This window comes from Streptomyces sp. NPDC033178 (assembly GCF_055577685.1).
Genome location: NZ_JBVIPT010000011.1, coordinates 157,475 through 176,682 on the forward strand (window position 1 = coordinate 157,475; position 19,208 = coordinate 176,682).

At 70.5% G+C, this 19,208-nt stretch carries 18 protein-coding genes; 6 read left to right on the plus strand and 12 right to left on the minus strand.

The window, feature by feature from the left end:
* Window positions 1-89 precede the first annotated feature (89 nt).
* A complete protein-coding gene (locus tag ACZ5VQ_RS26685) occupies window positions 90-1,829 on the minus strand; it encodes a thiamine pyrophosphate-binding protein (protein WP_469107078.1) in 1,740 nt (579 codons plus the stop codon).
* Window positions 1,826-2,611, minus strand: a complete 786-nt coding sequence (locus tag ACZ5VQ_RS26690; protein WP_469107079.1) for a cyclase family protein — start codon at window positions 2,609-2,611, stop codon at window positions 1,826-1,828. The genes ACZ5VQ_RS26685 and ACZ5VQ_RS26690 overlap by 4 nt, the downstream gene beginning before the upstream one ends.
* 390 nt (window positions 2,612-3,001) lie before the next feature.
* On the opposite strand from ACZ5VQ_RS26690, the gene ACZ5VQ_RS26695 reads away from it, so the two are divergent.
* Window positions 3,002-3,352, plus strand: a complete 351-nt coding sequence (locus ACZ5VQ_RS26695) for a hypothetical protein (protein WP_469107080.1) — start codon at window positions 3,002-3,004, stop codon at window positions 3,350-3,352.
* A gap of 129 nt (window positions 3,353-3,481) precedes the next feature.
* On the plus strand, window positions 3,482-3,631 hold the full coding sequence (locus ACZ5VQ_RS26700) for a hypothetical protein (RefSeq protein ID WP_469107081.1): 150 nt from the start codon (window positions 3,482-3,484) through the stop codon (window positions 3,629-3,631).
* A 79-nt stretch (window positions 3,632-3,710) separates the two neighbouring features.
* On the opposite strand, the gene ACZ5VQ_RS26705 is transcribed toward ACZ5VQ_RS26700, so the two are convergent.
* From ACZ5VQ_RS26705 to ACZ5VQ_RS26730, 6 genes are all read right to left on the minus strand, one after another.
* A complete protein-coding gene (locus ACZ5VQ_RS26705) occupies window positions 3,711-4,124 on the minus strand; it encodes a DUF3662 domain-containing protein (protein WP_469107257.1) in 414 nt (137 codons plus the stop codon).
* A gap of 216 nt (window positions 4,125-4,340) precedes the next feature.
* On the minus strand, window positions 4,341-5,504 hold the full coding sequence (locus ACZ5VQ_RS26710) for an MFS transporter (RefSeq protein WP_469107082.1): 1,164 nt from the start codon (window positions 5,502-5,504) through the stop codon (window positions 4,341-4,343).
* A complete protein-coding gene (locus ACZ5VQ_RS26715) occupies window positions 5,482-6,087 on the minus strand; it encodes a GNAT family N-acetyltransferase (RefSeq protein WP_469107083.1) in 606 nt (201 codons plus the stop codon). Before ACZ5VQ_RS26715 ends, ACZ5VQ_RS26710 begins: the two co-directional genes overlap by 23 nt.
* Window positions 6,084-7,370, minus strand: a complete 1,287-nt coding sequence (locus ACZ5VQ_RS26720) for a type III PLP-dependent enzyme (protein WP_469107084.1) — start codon at window positions 7,368-7,370, stop codon at window positions 6,084-6,086. Before ACZ5VQ_RS26720 ends, ACZ5VQ_RS26715 begins: the two co-directional genes overlap by 4 nt.
* Window positions 7,304-8,623 carry a DUF6271 family protein gene (locus ACZ5VQ_RS26725; protein WP_469107085.1) on the minus strand — a complete coding sequence of 440 codons (1,320 nt, stop codon included), beginning with the start codon at window positions 8,621-8,623 and terminating at the stop codon, window positions 7,304-7,306. The genes ACZ5VQ_RS26720 and ACZ5VQ_RS26725 overlap by 67 nt, the downstream gene beginning before the upstream one ends.
* Entirely contained in the window at window positions 8,605-9,672 is a 1,068-nt protein-coding gene (locus tag ACZ5VQ_RS26730; protein WP_362068751.1) for a phytanoyl-CoA dioxygenase family protein, read from the minus strand. The genes ACZ5VQ_RS26725 and ACZ5VQ_RS26730 overlap by 19 nt, the downstream gene beginning before the upstream one ends.
* 536 nt (window positions 9,673-10,208) lie before the next feature.
* Here ACZ5VQ_RS26730 and ACZ5VQ_RS26735 point away from each other — a divergent pair.
* Entirely contained in the window at window positions 10,209-11,729 is a 1,521-nt protein-coding gene (locus ACZ5VQ_RS26735) for a glycoside hydrolase family 3 protein (RefSeq protein ID WP_469107086.1), read from the plus strand.
* A 123-nt stretch (window positions 11,730-11,852) separates the two neighbouring features.
* On the opposite strand, the gene ACZ5VQ_RS26740 is transcribed toward ACZ5VQ_RS26735, so the two are convergent.
* Window positions 11,853-13,043 carry an epoxide hydrolase family protein gene (locus ACZ5VQ_RS26740; RefSeq protein ID WP_469107087.1) on the minus strand — a complete coding sequence of 397 codons (1,191 nt, stop codon included), beginning with the start codon at window positions 13,041-13,043 and terminating at the stop codon, window positions 11,853-11,855.
* 59 nt (window positions 13,044-13,102) lie between these two features.
* Window positions 13,103-13,534, minus strand: coding sequence for a helix-turn-helix domain-containing protein (locus tag ACZ5VQ_RS26745; protein ID WP_469107088.1), 432 nt, complete (start codon window positions 13,532-13,534; stop codon window positions 13,103-13,105).
* A gap of 74 nt (window positions 13,535-13,608) precedes the next feature.
* Here ACZ5VQ_RS26745 and ACZ5VQ_RS26750 point away from each other — a divergent pair, with 74 nt between their 5' ends.
* Complete coding sequence (locus tag ACZ5VQ_RS26750; protein WP_469107089.1) at window positions 13,609-14,502, plus strand: class I SAM-dependent methyltransferase; 894 nt, start codon at window positions 13,609-13,611, stop codon at window positions 14,500-14,502.
* Window positions 14,503-14,583: 81 nt separating this feature from the next.
* Here the strand turns inward: ACZ5VQ_RS26750 and ACZ5VQ_RS26755 are convergent, their stop codons facing one another.
* Window positions 14,584-15,498 (minus strand): expansin EXLX1 family cellulose-binding protein, encoded by a 915-nt coding sequence (locus ACZ5VQ_RS26755; RefSeq protein ID WP_469107090.1) that lies wholly within the window; start codon window positions 15,496-15,498, stop codon window positions 14,584-14,586.
* A gap of 240 nt (window positions 15,499-15,738) precedes the next feature.
* Here ACZ5VQ_RS26755 and ACZ5VQ_RS26760 point away from each other — a divergent pair, with 240 nt between their 5' ends.
* Window positions 15,739-16,869 carry a M23 family metallopeptidase gene (locus ACZ5VQ_RS26760; protein WP_469107091.1) on the plus strand — a complete coding sequence of 377 codons (1,131 nt, stop codon included), beginning with the start codon at window positions 15,739-15,741 and terminating at the stop codon, window positions 16,867-16,869.
* Window positions 16,870-16,930: 61 nt separating this feature from the next.
* Here the strand turns inward: ACZ5VQ_RS26760 and ACZ5VQ_RS26765 are convergent, their stop codons facing one another.
* A complete protein-coding gene (locus ACZ5VQ_RS26765; protein WP_469107092.1) occupies window positions 16,931-17,716 on the minus strand; it encodes a carbonic anhydrase in 786 nt (261 codons plus the stop codon).
* 368 nt (window positions 17,717-18,084) lie between these two features.
* On the opposite strand from ACZ5VQ_RS26765, the gene ACZ5VQ_RS26770 reads away from it, so the two are divergent.
* Window positions 18,085-19,176: a sugar ABC transporter substrate-binding protein gene (locus ACZ5VQ_RS26770; RefSeq protein WP_469107093.1), complete on the plus strand. Its 1,092-nt coding sequence runs from the start codon at window positions 18,085-18,087 to the stop codon at window positions 19,174-19,176.
* Window positions 19,177-19,208: the final 32 nt, after the last annotated feature.

Sequence of the window (19,208 nt, forward strand, 5' to 3'; positions counted from 1 at the left end):
CCGGGCGGCCCGCGAGGAGCAACACCGCTGCCCGGCCACGCCGACACCCCGGAGGCGGACCGCGATCCCGTCCGGCCGCGGGCCGTCGCTCAGTGTCCGCGGAACGCCTCCTCCAGCCACCAGGCCCCCCGGTCCGCGACCACCTTGGCGTCGATGAGCAGGGGCGCGGAGCGTGGCCCGGCGAGCCAGTCCTCGACGGCCTTCAGATCCGCCCGCGTGCGTACGGTCACCGCCTCGAAGCCGTAGCCCCGCGCCACGGCGGCGATGTCCGTCGGCGGGAACTCGACGGTGTCCAGCGGATGTCCGTCCGGTCCGAAATGGTGGACCTCCGCCCCGTAGGCGTCGTCGTTGTAGACGACGACCACCATCGGCAGCCCGAGCCTGCGTACGGTGTCGAGTTCCGCGGCGCCCATCATCGCGCCGCCGTCCCCGAGCGCGGCCACGGGCAGCCGGTCCGGCCGCGCCAGTGCCGCGCCGATCGCGGTCGCGAGGCCCAGGCCGATCGACTGGAACGCCTGGGTGAAGCACAGGCCGTTCTCGTCCGGCACCGACAGGTACATGCTCGGGTAGCCCATGAAGTTGCCGGAGTCCACGCCGATCACCCGCTCCGCGGGGAGGATGTCGTCGAGCGCGATGCTCAGTGTGCGCGGGTCGATGCGCTCGCGGCTGCCCGTGTCCTCGTACGGCACGTCCCGCCAGCGCACGCGTGCGGCGATGGCCGCGCCGATGTCGGCGGTCCGAAAGCCCTGTCGGGACTGTTGGCCTCGCTGAGCCTGTTGACCTGGTTGGGCCTGTTGGCCTTGCCGGGCCTGTTCCCCTGGCTGGGGCTGCCGGTTCGCTTCGTTCGTCTCCAGCGCGCGCCGGGCCGTGAGTTCCACGTCGCCGGTGACTCCGAGGTGCACCTCCCGGTGCGCGCCGAGGGCCGACGCGTCGTCGTCGACCTGTACGACGGTGGTGTCCGGGCCGATCAGCCTGCCGTGCCGCATGGTCCACATGTTCAGCGCGCAGCCCCAGCCGACGATCAGGTCGGCTTCCCGGATCAGTTCGGCAGCCAGGGGCGACGCGAAGCCTCCGGACACGTCGAGCGACCATGGATCGCTGTGGAAGAGGCCGCGGGCGACGGCCGACGTGGCCAGCAGAGCGCCATGACGTTCCGCGAGCGCCGCCAGGGCGTCCCGGGCTCCGGGCGAGCGCGCTCCCCGGCCGGCCACGAAGACCGGCCGCCGGGACTTCTCCAGCACCCGCGCCAGCGCCTCGACGTCGGCGAACTCCGGCTCCACGGAGGCTCGTTCGGGCGGAATGACGGCGGGGGCCGACGCGTCGCCGGGTACGTCGGGTGCATCGGGCACATCAAGGGCCTGTACGCCCAGCGGGAGGTTGAGCAGCACGGTCCGCCGCTCGCACACCGCTCGCCGAACGGCGTCGACGGCCTGCGTGACGGCGTCCTCCGCCGACGTCACCCGCGCCGTGACCGCGCCCACCGATCGCGCCAACGCCTCCTGGTCGACGTAGAAGTTGGACCGCGGCTCGGTCACCTCGGCCGCCAGCACGAGCAGCGGCGTACGGCTCTTGGCCGCCTCGGCGATGCCGGTCATGGCGTTCGTCAGGCCGGGTCCCTGATGAACGCTCAGCGCGGCCACCGTTCCGCTCGTCCGGGCGTACGCGTCGGCCATGGTCGCCGCGCCGCCTTCATGACGTGCGGCCACGAACCGCGAACCCGCCGCGACCATGGCATTGGTGAGATGGAAGTTGCCCGAGCCGACCACGCCGAAGACCTGACCGACCCCGGCCGCATGCAGCGCCCGTCCGACGGCCTCGGCGACCTTCACGAACGTTCCACCAGGGCGAGCACCCGCGCGGGAGACCCGGACCCGGTGACGATCGGCAGCGGCCCCGCGACGACGACGCAGCCGGTCGCGGGCAGCACCGCCAGGTTCTGCAGCTGGGTCAGCCCGTACTTGTCACTGCCCATGAGGTACGAGTGACACGGGAAGGCCGGGTCGAACGAGTGCGCCCCACCGGCGTCGGTACCCACCGTCTCGACCCCGAGGCCGATGACGGGCGATTCCTGAGCCACCCAACGGGCACATTCCGGCGACAGGCCGGGCGTGTGCGGGCCGTTCTCGTCCGCGTTCAGGAACGGCTCCTGGGCATGCGAGCGCGCGTCCCAGCCGGTGCGCACCAACAGCCAGCCGCCGTCGGGCAACGGCCCGTGCTCCGCCTCCCACGCCTTCACGTGGTCGACCTCCACGAGGAAGTCCGGGTTCTCCTGCGCCTCCGCGGTGAAGTCGAGCACGGCGGCGGGTGCGACCAGTCGGTTGACCGGTACGGACGCCACGTCGGCGAGCTCCTTCCCGGTCACCCAGTGGTTCGGCGCGTCGAAGTGGGTGCCGGTGTGCTCGCCACTGCGGAAGTTGTTCCAGTACCAGGCCGGGCCCCGGTCGTCGTACCTGCTGATCTCATCCAGTTCGAACACCGCTGTCTGGCCGAACTCGGGCGGCAACTGGAGTACCGGTGTCGACGACGACAACGGCGCCGTCAGGTCGACGACTTCGATCGCCCCGCTCCGCAGCGCGGACACCAGCGAGGCGAGGATGGACGGCTCGGGCATGAAGACCTCCATGAGGCAGCGCGGAACTGACAGCATGGCACCGGACATGACGATTGCGGTTCCGTGGTACTCACAGTCCGGTTGAGTCGGTCGACGGTGACGGGCGGGGGCACGATGTTCGGAGGGCGTACGGCCGCGATGGCGGCGTCGGTGATGGCGGTCGGGGTACTGGGACTGACCGGCTGCACGTCGGGGTCGGGCGGCGGTTCGGAGGAGTCGCCGGATGCGGCGGGAACGGCAGGCACGGCGGGTACGGCGAGTACGGCGGTCAGCACCGCGTCTCCTTCGTCCGCCTCGCCGCCGGTCTCACCCACGTCCTCTCCTTCCGAGTCCGCTCCGGCTTCGGCGTCCGCTTCGGCTTCGGCTTCGGCTGCGAGGAGCCCGTCGCCGGTGCCCGTCACCGGGCCCAAGCAGAAGCTGGTGACCATGACGGTCACCGGCGGCTTCGCGGGGGTCAACCAGAAGGTGGTTCTCCGGGGCGACGGCACCGTCCTCGCCGACGACAAGGGCGACCCCGTGGTACGCCGTACGAGCGCGGCCCAGTTCACGGAGCTGCGCACGCTGCTCGGCGATCCGGCGCTCGACGACGTCCCCGAGTTCACGATCGACACGGGGGCGGCCGACATGTTCCAGTACGCGCTGCAGTTCAACGGCCGCACGGTCATGACCGATCGCTCCGCCGACCAGCCCGCGCTCGACCGCCTCATCGACGCGCTCAGCGAATGGCTGCCGGGGCGCTGACCTCGCAGGCCGAGCGAGGCAGGGGTAGGGCGTAGGAGCACGTAACTCATGATCATGCCCCTCGTTGGTCCGCCCGGACATCAAACACGACGCCCGTCGGGCCCGGAGAACTGCTTGAGGTCGCTTCACATGCGCAGCATCACCAAGAAGATCACTGCGGGAATCGGAACCCTTGCCGCGGCACTCGGCTGCGTCATCGTCCCGGGCACCCGGCTGTGCGCGGAGGGTTTTCGCGGCGGCGCGAGCGTGGGCCTGCCCTGCGTGACGCTCACGAACTGACGGGCGGACACCTCGGGCCGGGCGCCTCGGGACTGACGGCTCAAGCCTGCGCGCTCGGGTCGAACGCCTCGGGCCCGGCTCAGTTGTGGAACTCGCCGGCCCGCACGTGCCGCATCACGCTGCTCGTCACCCGGTACCGGCCGTTCGGCACGGAGGGCGACCGGGTGACATGCACCGCGAGGGGCCCCGCCCATGCGTAGCCCCGGCTCTCGCCGTGCCGGAGCAGACTGTCGGTGAGCACCTGGTCGACGCGACCGCCGTTCCGCTCCAGTTCCTGATGGACGGGCTCGGGCAGTTCGACGCCGTAGGCGTTCGGGACGACGACCAGGCTCTCACTGCACACGACGGCGTGGTCGTCGCACTCCCTGCGCAGCGCGGCGACCAGTTCGACCGGTTCCTTGTGGCGGAACTGCGCGAGCAGTGACGCTCCGAGGCGCTCCAGCGCCCGCTCCAGAACGGTGAGTCCGCTCGCGCCCTCGGGCCGCTCCGGCACCGGGTCGCTGTTCGCGGTCTTGTGACGTTTCTCTTCGGGGTCGGTCACGGCGGGCGGGACTCCTCGGTCGGGTGAGTTCGTGTCGTTGTGCTCCATTCGTCTCCAGGTTCCCCGTAAGCGGAGAACGACTCTTCCCCGGCGCCTGCCGGAGCAGGTCACGTGGCACCACTGCCGACGGGACCTGCCCTTGACGGAATCGACGACCGGCGTAACGGGTCAGCTGCTGACCGGTGTCCAGCGGATCCGGGTGCTGCACAGGGACACCACGACCGCCGCGGCCGCGACCACCCCCAGCCCCCACACCAGGCTGCTCGCATTCGCCACGAAGCCGATGAACGGCGGGCCCGCCAGCAGGCCCGTCGTGCCCGTGGCGGCGACGAGGGCCAGCGCGTCCGAGCCCTGTTTCGCCGCGGCCACGTACACGCACGGGGTCACGGCCGCGCAGCCCAGTCCGACGCAGGCGAATCCGATGAGGGCGGGCACCACTCCTCCGCTCACCAGGGCGAAGGCCAGCCCGGCGGCGGCCAGCGCGCTGCCGAGGAGCACGACTCGTCCGTCGCCCCAGCGGCTGCGCCAGCCGTCGGCGAAGAGACGGGCCACCACCATCATTCCCGAGACGACGGCGATGCCCATGGGTGCCAGTTCCGCCGACGCCTTGGCCACGTCCTTCATGTAGAGGGCGGACCAGTCCGTCATGGCGCCCTCGGTCACGGTGCCGAACGCCATGGCGCAGCACATCCACAGCGTCATACGGGACGGAAGGTTCCATCTGCCGCGGGTCTTCTGCTCCTTCGCCTCGGCAGGCGCGTCCTCGGCGAGAAGACCGGGGCGCGCGGCGGCGGCCAGCAGGACGAGGATCACGGCGGCCACGCCGAAGTGCGCCGCGACGGACGAGGTCGCCGCGTTCATGCCGGAGGCGAGGAGCGCGGCGAGCAGCGAACCGCCGCTGAAGGTCGCGTGCAGTCTGGCCATGGTGTTGCGTTCGTGCCGTCCCTCAAGGGCCGCGCCCTGCGCGTTCATGGCGACGTTCAGGCATCCCACGAAGACACCGTCGACGCCCATGACCAGCAGGGCGACCGGATAGTTGGGCGCCGCGGCCAGCGCCAGGAGAAGGAGGGTGAGACAGAGGGCCGACAGGAGGGCGAGCCGCGCCGAACCCAGCCGTTTCATGAGCACCGGGACCACGGGGAACGACGCCACCGCGCCGATCCCCGCCGCCATCAGCAGCACACCCACCTCGGCCGCGGTCAGGCCGAGATCCGCCTTGATGGCGGGGATGCGCGCGGCCCAGGTGGCGTACTGGAAGCCGAGGGAACAGAACAGTGCGGCGATCGCCAACTGGCTGCGAAGGAAGGGGTCATGGACACGGGACACGCGCATCAGCTCGCTTCGTGGGGACGGAGGGGCCGCGCGGCACCACGCCGGTCGGCTCAGGCTGTGCACCCGGGTCGGTCGGCACCGCCTTGGACATGTAGACGGCGTTCGCGCCGTAGCCGCCGGGCGAGATTCCCGGGTGTGCGGTGTAGCCGCGGGCCGACCAGAACGTGTCGCTGCGGCCGACGGCGATCAGCGAGATCCTTTCGTACCCGCGCGACCGGGCCGCCAGGGTGAAGTGGTGAAGAAGGCGCTGCCCCAGTCCCCTGCCGCGAAGGCCCTCCTCGACAACGATGTCGTGCAAGTGGAGATTGCGGGTCGCGGGCGCGGGCCGCGGCGGGACCACCGCCTCCTCGGGCCGTTCCAGGTCCGGGTACCGGAGGGCCGGATAGGGCAGTGCCAGCAGGTAGCCCGCCGGTCCGGACCCGACGTCCAGGACGAAGCACGTGCCCGGCGAGATCTCCGCCCGCGACCGGAGCACCGCGCGGCCCTCCGACAGGCCGAGTGCGGTGTAGGCACGGGACTCGATCGCCACGATGCCGTCCCAGTCGGCCTCGGTGATGTGGCGTATGTGTACGACGTCTCTCACGGGCGGCCCGTCCTCGTCCAGGTGTACGGGAGCGGATCGAAACCGTTGAAGCCCTGGGTCATGTAACTGATCGCGTAGGCACCGCTGGACATCACCCAGACCGGGTCCCCCGACGCCAGGTCCTTGGGTACGTGGACAAGGCCGCCGTGTTCATGGAGGTAGGCGTCGTCGCTGTCGCAGGTGGGACCCGCCACGACGGCGGGAACGCACTCGGCGTCGGGGTGTGTGGGAAACACGAGCCGGTACTGCAGCGCGTCCATCTCGTAGAGCCCGTTGAACTTGCCGCAGCTCAGATAGAGCCAGTGCTGCCGCTCGCCGTCCGGTCCCCGCCGCTCGGCGAGCCGGGCCACCTGGGCCCGGATGGCTCCCTGGTCGGCGACCAGATGACGCCCCGGCTCCATGACGAACCGGAGGTGGTCGCCGTGGACGCCTCTCAGGTACCGCATCCCCTCGCGGATCACGGCGAAGATCTTGTCCATCGGCGGATCCAGGGGCATGCCGAACCTGTCGAGATATCCGAGTGCCGGAAGACCGCCGCCGAGGTTGACATGATCCAGGGTCATCCCGCGCCGGCCCAGGGCGGTCAGGACGTCCGCCAGGGATTCGACGGCACTGTGCCAGGCGTCCGCCGTCATCTGCTGGGAACCGACGTGCACGGACAGACCCGAGGGTGTCAGGCCCTGTGCCCGTGCCGCTTCAAGCACCTGTACGGCGTCGGCGGGCGAGCAGCCGAACTTGTTGCTGAGGCCCCACAGCGCCCCTTCACCGCTGGTCGTCAGCCTGCAGAACACCCGGGCGCCCGGGGCATGGGCGGCGATGGCCGCCACGTCCTCCAGGCTGTCGGTCGCGAAGTCCCTGATGCCGAGGCGATGGGCCTCGGCGATGTCCCGGTCGGACTTGACGGTGTTGCCGTAGTGCATGCGGTCGAGCGGCACCCCCGCCCGCAGCGCCTGCTCCAGTTCGCGCGGGCTCGCCCCGTCCACGCCGGCGCCCTTCGCCGTCAGGCACGCGAGCACCTCGTCCACCGGACAGGCCTTCATCGCGAACCGCACGAGCACTCCGGGCAGTTCGCGCCGCAGCGTCTCGTAGCGGTCCTCGACACCTGTCAGGTCGAAGACGATCCGGTCCTCTTCGGCGGCCGCCAGCGCGGCGAGAAGGACCGCGGACCCATGTGTTGCTGACTCATGTGTTGCTGACTCATGTGTCGTGGCCGGCCTCACCCCGGCCTCCCCGGTGAGGTATGTACGGGGGTACGCCGGGCCGCGTGCACCAGCTGCCCCCATGCCTCGGTCAGGAGGGCGAAGTCCTCCATGTCGCTGCGGGCTTCGTCGAGGAGCCGTTCGCGGCGCGTGGCCAGGAGGTCGGCGAACTCGGCGTAGGCGCCGCCCAGTTTCCGGTACGCCGTGTCGAGGGCGTCCAGTCGCTGGATGTTCTCGGTGCGGTCGAGCCGCGTGCTCTCGGTCACCAGCCGGGCGACGACGGACGCGCGCACCTGCCCCCGCTCGTCGGTCAACTCCGGGCCGGCCTCGGCCATCCCGTCGTAGATGGCGTTGAAGTAGAGCATCGACAGCAGGAACTTGACGTAGCGCATCTGGTACGCCGTGAAGCCCGCGTCCGTTCTGCGTTCGCCGGTGTAGAAGTTCACGATGCTCCGGTTGTGCAGCACACCGGGCAGCGCGGCGTCGTGGACCAGATGGATCAGGAAGTAGTCGCTGCCGATGGTGTCGGTGGCCGGTGGCAGCGGCACGTGTTCGTGCACCCCGTGGAAGCTGATATTGCACATGTCCACACGCATGGGGTCGACCAGGGCGAGCGTCGAGTGGTCCCGGACGAACGGGTCCGTGCCCGCGCCGCGGAAGGACTCGTCGACGAGGCCCCTCTTCTGCTCGCCCGACCAGTGGGCGGGTGCCCACAGGCTGACCAAGTCGTAGTAGACGTCGGGGTCGATCCGAAGGATCTCGCCGATGTCCACGGACAGTTCGCCCACGAAGGAGCTGCCCACCATCGCGACCCGCTTGTCCGCGTGTTGTGCGGCCAACGCGTTCTCGGTGACGTCGTGCGCGGCGTCGGCCGCGCGTCTGCCGAGCGAGGTGAGTTCGTGATGGACGGGGAAGACGGTCTCGCCGTTCACGACCTGGTACCGGCTGTCGGAGTCCCGGCGGTGCACGGACTCGCAGCCGAGGGCGGCGCCGATGAGGAACGCCCGGTTGGTGCAGGCACCGTAGGAGAGTCCCGCGGGGAGCATCAGTTCCAGCAGGAGGTCGGGCTTCGTGGCCGCGGTCCGGCCGATCGTCCGCTGGAGGAAGTCCCGCTGCCGCGCCTCGTCGAGGTGGTGTACGACGATCCGCGGGTCGACGGGCAGGTGGCGTACGGTCTCGGCGTGTTCCGCGTAGGCGGGTGCGTCGCAGGAGTCCAGGATCAGCAGGTGCACCTCGGTGTCGAAGTACTCGGCCGCGTGGGCCGCTTCCTCACCGATGGCCTCGATCGTGGCGGAACACGGCCTGTTGGTGGGAAGGGTCAGACATATTCTGCGCATGCCGCTTCTCCGACCGGCTCGTCCAGTTCCGGACCGTTCCAGGACGCGAGGCCCAGCAACTTGGCGCCCAGGTCGCTGAGTTCGGCCCTGCCGTACCGCAGGGACTCGTGCCGCACGGCGTCGCCGAGCAGGGTCGCGTTCCAGTCCGGTGTGCTGAGGGTGCGCCACGATTCGACCCGTGAGTCCCTGAGGGTCTGGTGGGTCTCCAGCGCCGGCATCATCGACAGGTACTGCACCGCCCGCACACCGTTGCGGGTGGAGGTGTTGGGGGCCACTCCGTGTGCCAGGAGGCCGTTGAAGATCAGCAGGTCGCCGGCCTCCAGTTCCGGTCGTACGACGGGGAATTCGGCCTTGTCGATCCTGGGCCGGATCGGGTCGCGGTCGTCCGGCTGGAGTGCCTTCCACCGGTCGAGCTGCCGGAACAGCTCGGGGCAGCACTGGAAGCCGCCGAGTTCCGGACTGGTGTCGTTGAGCGCGATGATCCCCTGCACCCGCTGCGGCGGTATGCCGAGCGTGGTGTCGACGTCCCAGTGCAGCTCGATGTCGAAGCCCTCGTCCGTACGCGGGATCAGGGCACGGTCTCGGTTCTTGATGTTGGGCGGGTTGAGGTTGAGCCGGTCGAGGGTCACCCACAGTTCTTCGCAGTCCCATACGTCGACGAAGGCGTCGTAGACCCGCTGCGCCTGGCGGCTGTCCCAGAGGAGTTGGTGCTGGTAGGCCTCGACGAACCCGTAGATGTGCAGGTCACGGTCCAGGTCCGAGCGGTACTCGCGATCCTCGTACCAGGTGTCCGGGCGCTCGGGGTCGAGTCCTTGGAAGTCCCAGCTGAAGTCCAGCAGGCTCCGGGCCGCCGAGGCGGGGATGGCCTGCTTCACCACGACGTAGCCGTAGGTCTGCCATAAGGCCAGGTCTTCCTCGGACAGCACCCTGAGCGGGACGGTCTTCTTCAGATCGCGCAGCGGGGTCTGCGCCAGATAGGTCTCGCCGTCCGAACTGAAGTAGGGGACGCGAGACGCGGCTCGATGGAGATAGTCGTCAGGCATGGGCATGCAGTGCTCCGGACCTCGGGATTCCCCGTCGACGGAGACGTCGACGAGGACGGAAACGCGGTCACCGGTGGCTCGCGGCACGTGAATCGCGTGGATCCGGACGGGCGGCGGTCTGCGCAGCCCGCTTCCGGACGCGCACCGGCGCTGTACGACGACGCCGGAAGCAGCGCACGTCGCACGGCATGAAGAGAGAGACGGCCGGCCTGCAGGGTCACTGCATCGGGCGCCGCGCCAGCCCCCTCGAACTCGCGTGCCACTAACCTGGACTAGACCAACCGCCCTGTCAAACATGGTCGTTGACTGCGTGTCGCACCCAAATCGCCTGCACCGAACACCGGTTGAGGACACCCGGGACACCGGCCACCTGGCACGACAGTCCCACGGCGATGCCCGCACGACGGCCCAACCCGCCTCTTGACACGAGCGGCTAGCCTGAGCGGAGACTCATTGGTCTGTACCAAGCTGTGTCATGGTGTCGATGCGCCGTCATCGGCGGCACCGACGCGCGGGCTCTACCCGAAAGGCGAACGCACTCGATGGTCTCCAGCAAGCACAGCAAGGAGTTGCGGCAGCTGGCGCTCTCCGTCCTGCAGCCGGGGTTCGTGGGCACCGAGGCACCGGACTGGGTTCTGCGCGAGATCGGCGACGGACTCGCATCCGTCGTGCTCTTCTCCCGCAACATCGTCTCGCTGGACCAGGTCGCCCGGCTGACCGGCCAACTCCGCGCGGAAAACCCCGAGTTGATCATCGCCATCGACGAGGAGGCCGGCGACGTCACCCGCATCGAGTCCGCGACCGGCTCCACCCGGCCGGGCAACTTCGCCCTCGGAACCGTCGACGACACCGAACTCACCGAGTCCGTCGCCGCCGGCCTCGGCCGCCAGCTGCGCGCCATCGGTGTGAGCCTCGACTACGCGCCCAGCGCGGACGTCAACTCCAACCCCGACAACCCGATCATCGGGGTCAGGTCCTTCGGCGTGGACCCGAAGGTGGTGTCCCGGCACACCGCCGCGTGGATCCGCGGCCTTCAGTCGGCCGGGGTCGCCGCCTGCGCCAAGCACTTCCCCGGCCACGGCGATGTCGCAGTCGACTCCCACCACGGCCTGCCCACGTACGGTGCCGACCGCGAGGAGATCGCCGCGCAGGCCCTGCCTCCGTTCCGGGCCGCGCTGGACGCGGGTGTCCGCGCGGTGATGAGCGGCCACCTCCTGGTGCCCGCCTACGATCCCGACCTGCCCGCCACGCTCAGCCCGCGCATCCTGGGCGAGCTGCTCCGCGGGGAGCTCGGGTTCGAGGGGATGACGGTCACCGACGCCATCGAGATGGGTGCTGTCGCCGACCGCTACGGGATCGACGGTGCCACGGTGAGAGCGGTGGCCGCCGGTGCCGACGCGGTCTGTGTCGGCGGCGAGAACGCCGAGGAGGCGACCGTCGGCCTCCTCGCCGACGCTCTCGCCGACGCCGTGGTCCGCGGTGACCTCACCCGGGAGCGGCTGGAGGAAGCGGCCGGGCGCGTGAGGGCGTTCGCCGACTGGTCGGCCGGCCTGGTCCAGGCCGACAGCGTCGACGCGATCAGCAGCGACATCGGCTTCGCGGCCGCCCGCCGCGCCATCCGGCTGGCCGGAGCGGCACGGGACGCCCTGCCCCTGTCCGCCGCGCCGCACGTGGTGGAGTTCGTGGCCACCACCAACCTGGCCATCGGCAAGGAGACCCCCTGGGGTGTCGCCGCCCCGCTGAGCGAGCGGCTGCCCGGCACGACCACCGTACGGGTGCGGCACCAGGAGTTGGACTCACGGGCCGCCGCCATGAGCGCCCTGAAGACCTGCGCGCTCGAACCGGCCGCCGGGCGCCCCCTGGTCGTCGTGGTCAGGGACGCCTCCCGGCACGAGTGGATGGCCCGCGCCCTCGCGGACCTCATCGCGGCGCGTCCCGACGCGATCGTCGTGGAGATGGGCCTGCCGGGTGCCGCTGTTCCGGGGGCGGTACAGATCTTCACCCATGGCGCCACCGCCGCCTCCGGGGTGGCCGCCGCGGAGGTGCTGGTGGGAGCGCGGTAGCCCGCTGGGCGGGGCTGGTGGGCCGTGGGACCGAGGACAGGCCGTGGCCTCCCGAGAAGCCACGGCCCATCCGCGCGAAGGGGCAGGCCGGTGTGCCAGTCTCCGCCCCGGCCGGCCTCGCTCTCAGCCCGTTGCCGCCGCCGTCGCTGCTGCCGCCCGGAAGGGGCGGAAGAACGCGCGCAGCTCTTCCGCGTACAACTCGGGCTCCTCGAACGGTGCGAAGTGGCCGCCGCGCGGGGGTTCGGTCACGCGTACGGCGTTCGTGGTGCGTTCGAGCCAGGCCCTCGGCGGGCGGACGACGTCGCCGCGGAAGAGCGAGAACCCGGAGGGGACCTCGACCCGGCGGGCGAGCTGCGCGGGTGGGATCGCCGCGTTCGCGTTGTACATACGCATCGACGAACCGATCGTCCCCGTGAGCCAGTAGAGCGTGACGTTCGTGAGGATCTCGTCCTTGGTGAACGCCCGCTCGACGTCGCCGTCGCAGTCGCTCCACGACCGGAGCTTCTCGACGATCCACGCGGCGAGCCCGGCCGGCGAGTCGGTGAGCCCGACGGCGGCGGTCTGGGGCTTCGTGCGGTGCATGGCTGCGTAGCCGCCCTCGGTCGCGCTCCAGGCCCCGACGCCCTCGATCCATGCGCGTTCCTCGGGCGCGAGGTCCGCCGGATCGCCGGTGAGGACGGGCAGGCCTCCGTCCATGCGGTGGACGGCCACGACCCGATCGGGATGGTCGAGCGCGAGGTAGCGGCTCACATGACTGCCGATGTCCCCGCCCGCCGCACCGAACCGCTCGTAACCGAGGACGCCCATGAGCTCGGCCCACAGTCCGGCGACCGCGATGGAGTCGAGCGGCGGCCCCGTGGGGCGGTCGGAGTACCCGAAGCCCGGCACGTCGGGAACGACCACGTCGAACGCGTCGGCGGGGTCGGCGCCGTGCGCGCCGGGATCGGTGAGAAGCGGGATGACCTTCGTGTAGCGCCAGAACGAGTCCGGCCAGCCGTGGGTGAGGACGAGCGGCAGGACGGACCCGGTCGGCGCGGCGGCCCGGGCGTGTACGAAGTGGATGCCCAGGCCGCCGAGCGGGACGCGGAACCGGGGCAGCCGGGCGAGCGCCGCCTCCTGCGCCGGCCAGTCGAACCCGTCCGCCCAGTGGGCGACGAGCTCGCGGAGGTAGGCGATGTCGGTGCCGAGCGACCACCCTGCGTCCTCGGGCGCGTCCGGCCAGCGCGTCGCACGCAGTCGCGCACGGAGGTCCTCGAGCACCGCGGGATCGGTGTGCGGTGCGAACGGCTCGGGGCGGGGCGAAGCGTCCGACATGGAACGCACCCTACAAGTCGGGCCCGGCGTGTTCGCGCTGCCTCAGCGGGGTACCGGGGTCACGGTGGCCCCGAGGCCCGCTTCCTCGGGACTGCGACAACGCCGGACACGGCGGCCTTGAGGATGCGGCGGAAGGTGGGGCATTCCATATGGCTCGGCGCGGGGCAGGCGGCGGCGTGCCGCAGGGAATCGCGCAGGACGCCGAGTTCGCGGATCGTCCTGTCCAGTTCCTCCGCCTTGGCCGTGAGCATCTGCCGGTCGATGCGTGGCTGCCCGTCGGGTGCGACCATGCGCGCGATCTCGTCGAGCGAGAACCCTGCGGTCCGCCCCAACGCGATCAGCGACAGGCGCTCCAGTACACCGGGATCGTACTGACGGCGCAGGCCCCGCCTGCCGATCGGGGTGATCAGCCCCTTCTCCTCGTAGAACCGCAGCGTCGAGGCGGGAACCCCGGCGCGGTGCGCCACCTCGGAGATGTCCAGGTCTGTCATTCTCTTGACCTCAAGTCGACTTGAAGTAGCACGCTTTCACCCAGGCCCGTCGAAGGCAAGCACAGGAGACGAAGATGGACGCCACGCGCAGGACCGATGACGAGCAGACGGCCCGTTGGAACGGGCCCGCCGGCCATGCCTGGGTCGAGGCCCAGACATTGGTGGACGGGGTGCTCAAGCCCTTCGAAGACCTCCTCGTCGAAGCGCTGTCCGCCGATCACGGAGACCATGTACTCGATGCCGGAGACCATGTGCTCGACGCCGGCGGCCGTGTGCTCGACGTCGGCTGCGGCACCGGCACCACCACGCTGGCCGTGGCGCGCCGGCTCGGTGCGGGGGGCCACATCGTCGGCGTCGACATTTCCGAGCCGATGATCACCGCTGCCCGGGCGGGCGCCGAGCAGGCGGACGCACCGGCGTCCTTCATCCGCGCCGACGCGCAGGAGTACGCGTTCGAGCCCGCCACCTTCGACGCCGTCGTGTCGCGCTTCGGCGTCATGTTCTTCAGCGACTCCGTCCGGGCCTTCGCGAACCTGCGGCGTGCCGCGAAGGGCGGGGCCGCGCTCCGGTTCATCGCGTGGCGCGGCCCGGCGGAGAACCCGTTCATGACGACGGCCGAACGCGCCGCGGCACCGCTCCTTCCGAACCTTCCCGCCCGCCGGCCGGACGAGCCGGGGCAGTTCGCCTTCGCGGACGCGGACCGGGTCCGGCGCATCCTGGCGGAGGCGGGCTGGACCGGGATCGACATCCAGCCGAAGGACGTGACCTGCACGCTCCCCGAAAGCGAGTTGATCCGCTACTTCACCCGGTTCGGTCCCGTCGGCCTGATCCTGGGCGAGGCGGACGAGCAGACCCGCGCGAAGGTCGTCGAAACGGTCCGCACCGCCTTCGACCCCTTTGTGGAAGGCACGGAAGTCCGCTTCACCGCGGCCAGTTGGCTGGTCGGCGCCCGGGCACCGTCCGCGTGAGCGGGGCGGCCGAAGGGCCGGCCCGACCCGCTCCTGAGCGGCGAACCATGGCCCCGGGCGTCGGCGCGACGGCCGCCCGGGTCAGCGCTTGGCGAACTGGACCCGGGTCGACTGCACGGCGTTCGCCGTCAACGCGACCCCGTTGAGCGTGAGTTGCTCTCCGAAGATGTCCGTGACCCTGATCGCACCGCCGCACCCGCTGCCGTCGTCGGAGATGAAGTAGTTGTATTCGGCGCGCGACAGCTGACGCCAGCCGCTGCCCGCGCGTACTTCGAGCCGGGCCACCGGATTGCGGTGACCGATGACCTGGATGCCGCACCAGTAGCGGCTGGAGCCGGTCTTGTACCGGACCGAGACCGTGTCGGCGGCACTCGGGCTCGACAGCGTCCAGGTGATCGGGATCCGGCCCGCCGAGGGCTGGGCGAGTTCGGCGAAGGCCTCCGCGCTGAGGTCGATCTGACCGGGCGCGCAGTCCCCCGGGCACTCGTTGGTGACGCGAACCGTGATGGAGGCCCCGTTGGCCGCGCGGACGAGTACGTACGCTCCGCACGCCTTGGCGGTTTCGTAGTCGGTGCTGTTCATCGCCGCGGTCATGACGTCACCGCTCGCGTCGTACATGCAGGCGCCCGTACCGTCCGAGTCGTAGAACGTGGCGATGCCCCGGTACGTGGCACCGGGCCGTATGCGTCCCGCCAGCGGCGCGGCGGCGGACCCGGTTCGCGGGGTGTCCGCGGCCGACGGCTTCGCCGACGTGGCCGTCGCGCGGGCGGACTCCTTCCGCGGAGTCCTCCTGGCCGACGGCTTCGCCGATGCTTCGGTCGCGCTGACGGACGCCGTCGGAGACACCGTCGGGGGCGGGACGTCCGCCTGGGTACCGGCGACGGGCTTGGCCTCGGCACCCCCGGTGTCGCCCTTGTGGTCGACAAGCAGCCCCACGATCAAGGAGACGACGATGAGCACCCCGGCCGCCCCGATGAACAGCCACCGTCTGTGCACCGGACCTCCTTGACTGCCGCGACCTGTTGGCGTGATCTGTTGGCGCGGGCGCAGGGTCAGCGATCGTCCCAGACCCGGGACCACGGCGGCAAGCCTCGCAGAACTGCCCCTTCGGGCAGGCCAATGTGCCTCGATGGCCGGTGACGTGCGGTCGAAGGGCCGTTAGCGTCCGAATGTGAGCATGAACATTCCTTCGAGACCACTCCCAGCCTCACCACGTCTGCGCAGCCAGCCCAGCACGTGACCGAGGAGAGGGAAGGCACGGCAGCCGTCCGCGAGGCGGCGGGCACGGCCGAACGCACTGGTTCCGAAGAGGCGTTCAGTCGGCAACAACGACAGCGGCGCCGCGGTCCCGGCCCCTTCGCCCTGATCGTGGCGCCCAGTCTGGTGGCGCTGATCGGGGTGTCGGGATACCTGGCCCTGACCGGCGGGCTCTCCCCCGACCAGTCCCAGGGGCCGGATCCGGCACAGACGTCCGTCGCCAACGTCGACGCCTCCTATGTCCCTTGGCTGCGCAAGGCGGCCGAGGCCTGCACGGTCGTCACTCCCGCCCTCCTCGCCGCCCAGATCGATCAGCTCTCCGGGTGGAGCAACGACAGCGCCAGCCTGTCGCAGCAGGGAATCGCAGGCTTCACGGACGCCCAATGGCGGACCTGGGGCCGGGACGACAACGCCAACGGCCGTTCCTCACCGCGCGATGCGGAGGACGCCATCATGGCTCTCGGACGGCAGGACTGCTCTCTCGCCGAGAGGGTGACCGACCTCAGGACCGAGGGAACCGTCAGCGGCAACCTCGTGGACCTCACGCTCGCCGCGTACACGGCCGGGACGGACGCCGTGGAGCGGGCGGGCCGCGTGCCCGCCGACGCACGCACGTTCCTCGGCCAGGTCAAGGCACGGCTTCCGCGGTACGACGCGCTCGTCCGCCGAACCCCCGACCGGAACGGCGGCCAGAACGCCGCCGCCGTACTGACCCCTCCCGTCAGCACCCTCACGGTCACCTCGTCCTTCGGATCGCGTACGCATCCGCTCACCGGGGTCACCAAGCTCCACACGGGAGTCGACTTCGGCGCACCTCAAGGGGCACAGGTGTCCGCCGCGCGTGACGGCCGGATCGTGTTCGCGGACACGACCACGGCGTACGGCATCCGCGTGGTGATCGACCACGGCACGATCGGCGGCAAGCGGCTGCAGACGACCTACAGTCACCTGTCGGCCCTCCAGGTCACGACGGGCCAGACCGTGACCGCCGGCTCGCCGGTCGGACTCGTCGGCTCCACCGGCCTGTCCACGGGACCCCACCTGCACTTCGAGGTCCTCCTCGACGGCCAGTACACGGATCCGCTGCCCTGGCTCAGCACCGCCCGCTGACCTGCGCACGAGGGGCGACCGCGGCAACTGTCCGCCGCGGTCGCCCCCATGTGTACGTGGTTCAGCCGATGCGGTGCACCCGCTGGGTGGTCAGCTCGTAGCGGGCGCCGACGATGGCCAGCTCACCCGAGTCCACCTTGGCGGCGAGGTCGGGCTCGGCCGCGAGCCGTGACCGTATGAGTCGTATGTTGGCGTCGATCGTCGCGTCGACGCGCGCGTCACCCTCCTGGCTGCGATCTATGGCCGGGCTGATCTGGTCGGCCAGGTACTGGATGTGGGCGGGCAGTTCCTCGCCCGACTCGTCCGCCTGGACCGTGGCCTTCACGGCCCCGCACGACTGGTGGCCGAGCACCATGAGCAGCGGGATCCCCAGTTCGAGCACCCCGTACGCGAGGCTGCCGAGCACGGCCTCGTCGAGGACCTGGCCCGCGCTGCGTACGGTCATCAGGTCGCCGAGGCCCTGGTCGAAGACCAGCTCCGGAGGCACCCGGGAGTCGATGCAGCCGAGCAGGAGGGCGAAGGGGTGCTGAGCGGTCGTCAGCGACTGCCGGACGGCGGGAGACTCGTCGGGATGCTGCTCGCGGAAGGTGCTCCAGCGGCGGTTGCCCGCCGCCAGCTCCCGCAGGGCCTCTTCGGCGGTGGTGGGCCGCTTGCGCGCGGCGGCGGTGAGGGGTGCTGCGGCCGCGGGTGCGGCGCCGACGGCCAGGCCGGCGCCGAGGACCGCGGTCCCGGTGAGCGCGACGCGGAGGAGGGAGCGCCGGGCCGGAGATGTCGCGCCGGAGAGCGGGGCGACGGATGCCGTCCGCGAAGGGCGGACAGCTCTGTGGGGTGCTGGGTCAGAGATCACGAACGGGAACGTACGTCCGACTCGACCCCCCTCCGCTGGGGTTGCCGAATCATGGACGAGCATTGATGAACCATGATCAACAGTTGAACCGTTCTTGGGAACTCCGAGGGAAACCCTTGACCAAAGCCCAGGCTCCACTGTCGAGCGGGGCGAACTTCAGTTTCCTATATGATTTTGGGGGCGTCCATACCTCCTGAGAAGCGCAGGCGCCACGCCCTCCGGGGTCGCCCTGCAGTCGGACGGAGCCGTGACATGCCAGCGTAAACCTCTCTTTGCGCCATCGACCCGTGCCGAAAGTCTTGACGCGTCAGCGTTCCTGCCCCACGATCGCCGCATCGATTTCCTATCTGATTCCTCAGGGGTGGGGCATGCGCTTCCCAACCAGATCCGTCCTGCCCGGAGTTGTCGCAGCCGTGGTGCTGGCCGCGGGGACGGCGGCCTGCACCTACAAGAACTCGGGTGCTCCGTCCGGCGGTCAGGCCGCACCGAGCGCGAGGACGGGCGGCGGGGCCGAACTCGTGGACGGCTCCCGGACCAAGGTCGCCCTCGTGCCCGGCGGCGCCCACCCGTACTTCCAGCCCTGGAAGGCGGCGGTCACCACCGCGCGCAAGACCTACGGCCTCGGAGCCGTCACCTTCGACGAGACGGCGGAGTGGGACCAGCAGAAGCAGAACAACCTGCTGTCCACGCTGGCGGCGCGCGGCTACAACTCCTTCGGGGTGTTCGGTGTCTCCCCCACCGACATCAACTCGACCTTCGCGGACCTCAGGTCGCAGGGCTTCCCCGTGGCGTCCTTGGGTTCCTGCCCCGCCGGTGACAAGGACGAGGCCGACTTCTGCCTCTCCACGGACGTCGAACTCGCCGCCTACAAAGCCACGAAGGCGGCGATCGAGGCCATGGGCGGTCGCGGCACTCTGGTCCACCTGACGGGCAACAACGTTGACGCCAATACGCAGTTGAGGATCAAGGGTGTCGCTCAGGCCGTGAAGGAAACGGGCCGCAAGGTGAAGCTCCTGCAGACCATCACCGACATCGACACGGATCTGCAGACCGCGCAGAAGGCGGTGTCCGACCTGATGGCGGCCAAGGGCGACAAGATCACGGGCATCGTCGCCACCGCCTACAACCCGGCCGTCGCCGCAGCCGACGCCGTCAGCACCTCAGGGTCGAAGGCCAAGGTCATCGCCATCGACGACGACGCCAAGATCCTCAGCGGCATCAAGCAGGGCACGGTCACGGCCACCGTGGTGCAGAACCCGGTCGGTCAGGCCGAGATCGGAACGTGGGCCCTGGCGCTGCTGCAGACGAAGCAGTGCACCGTGCGCGATCCCGGGGTGGAGGTGGACTCCGGTTCGTTCGTCGTCGACAAGGCGAACGTCTCCGCCTACGACAAGGCCCGGCAGAAGAAGACCGCCCAGCTCAAGACGGAGTTCGCCGACAAGATCCTCTCGTGCGGCTGACCGGCTCCCACGACGACAGACCCCCGACGGGC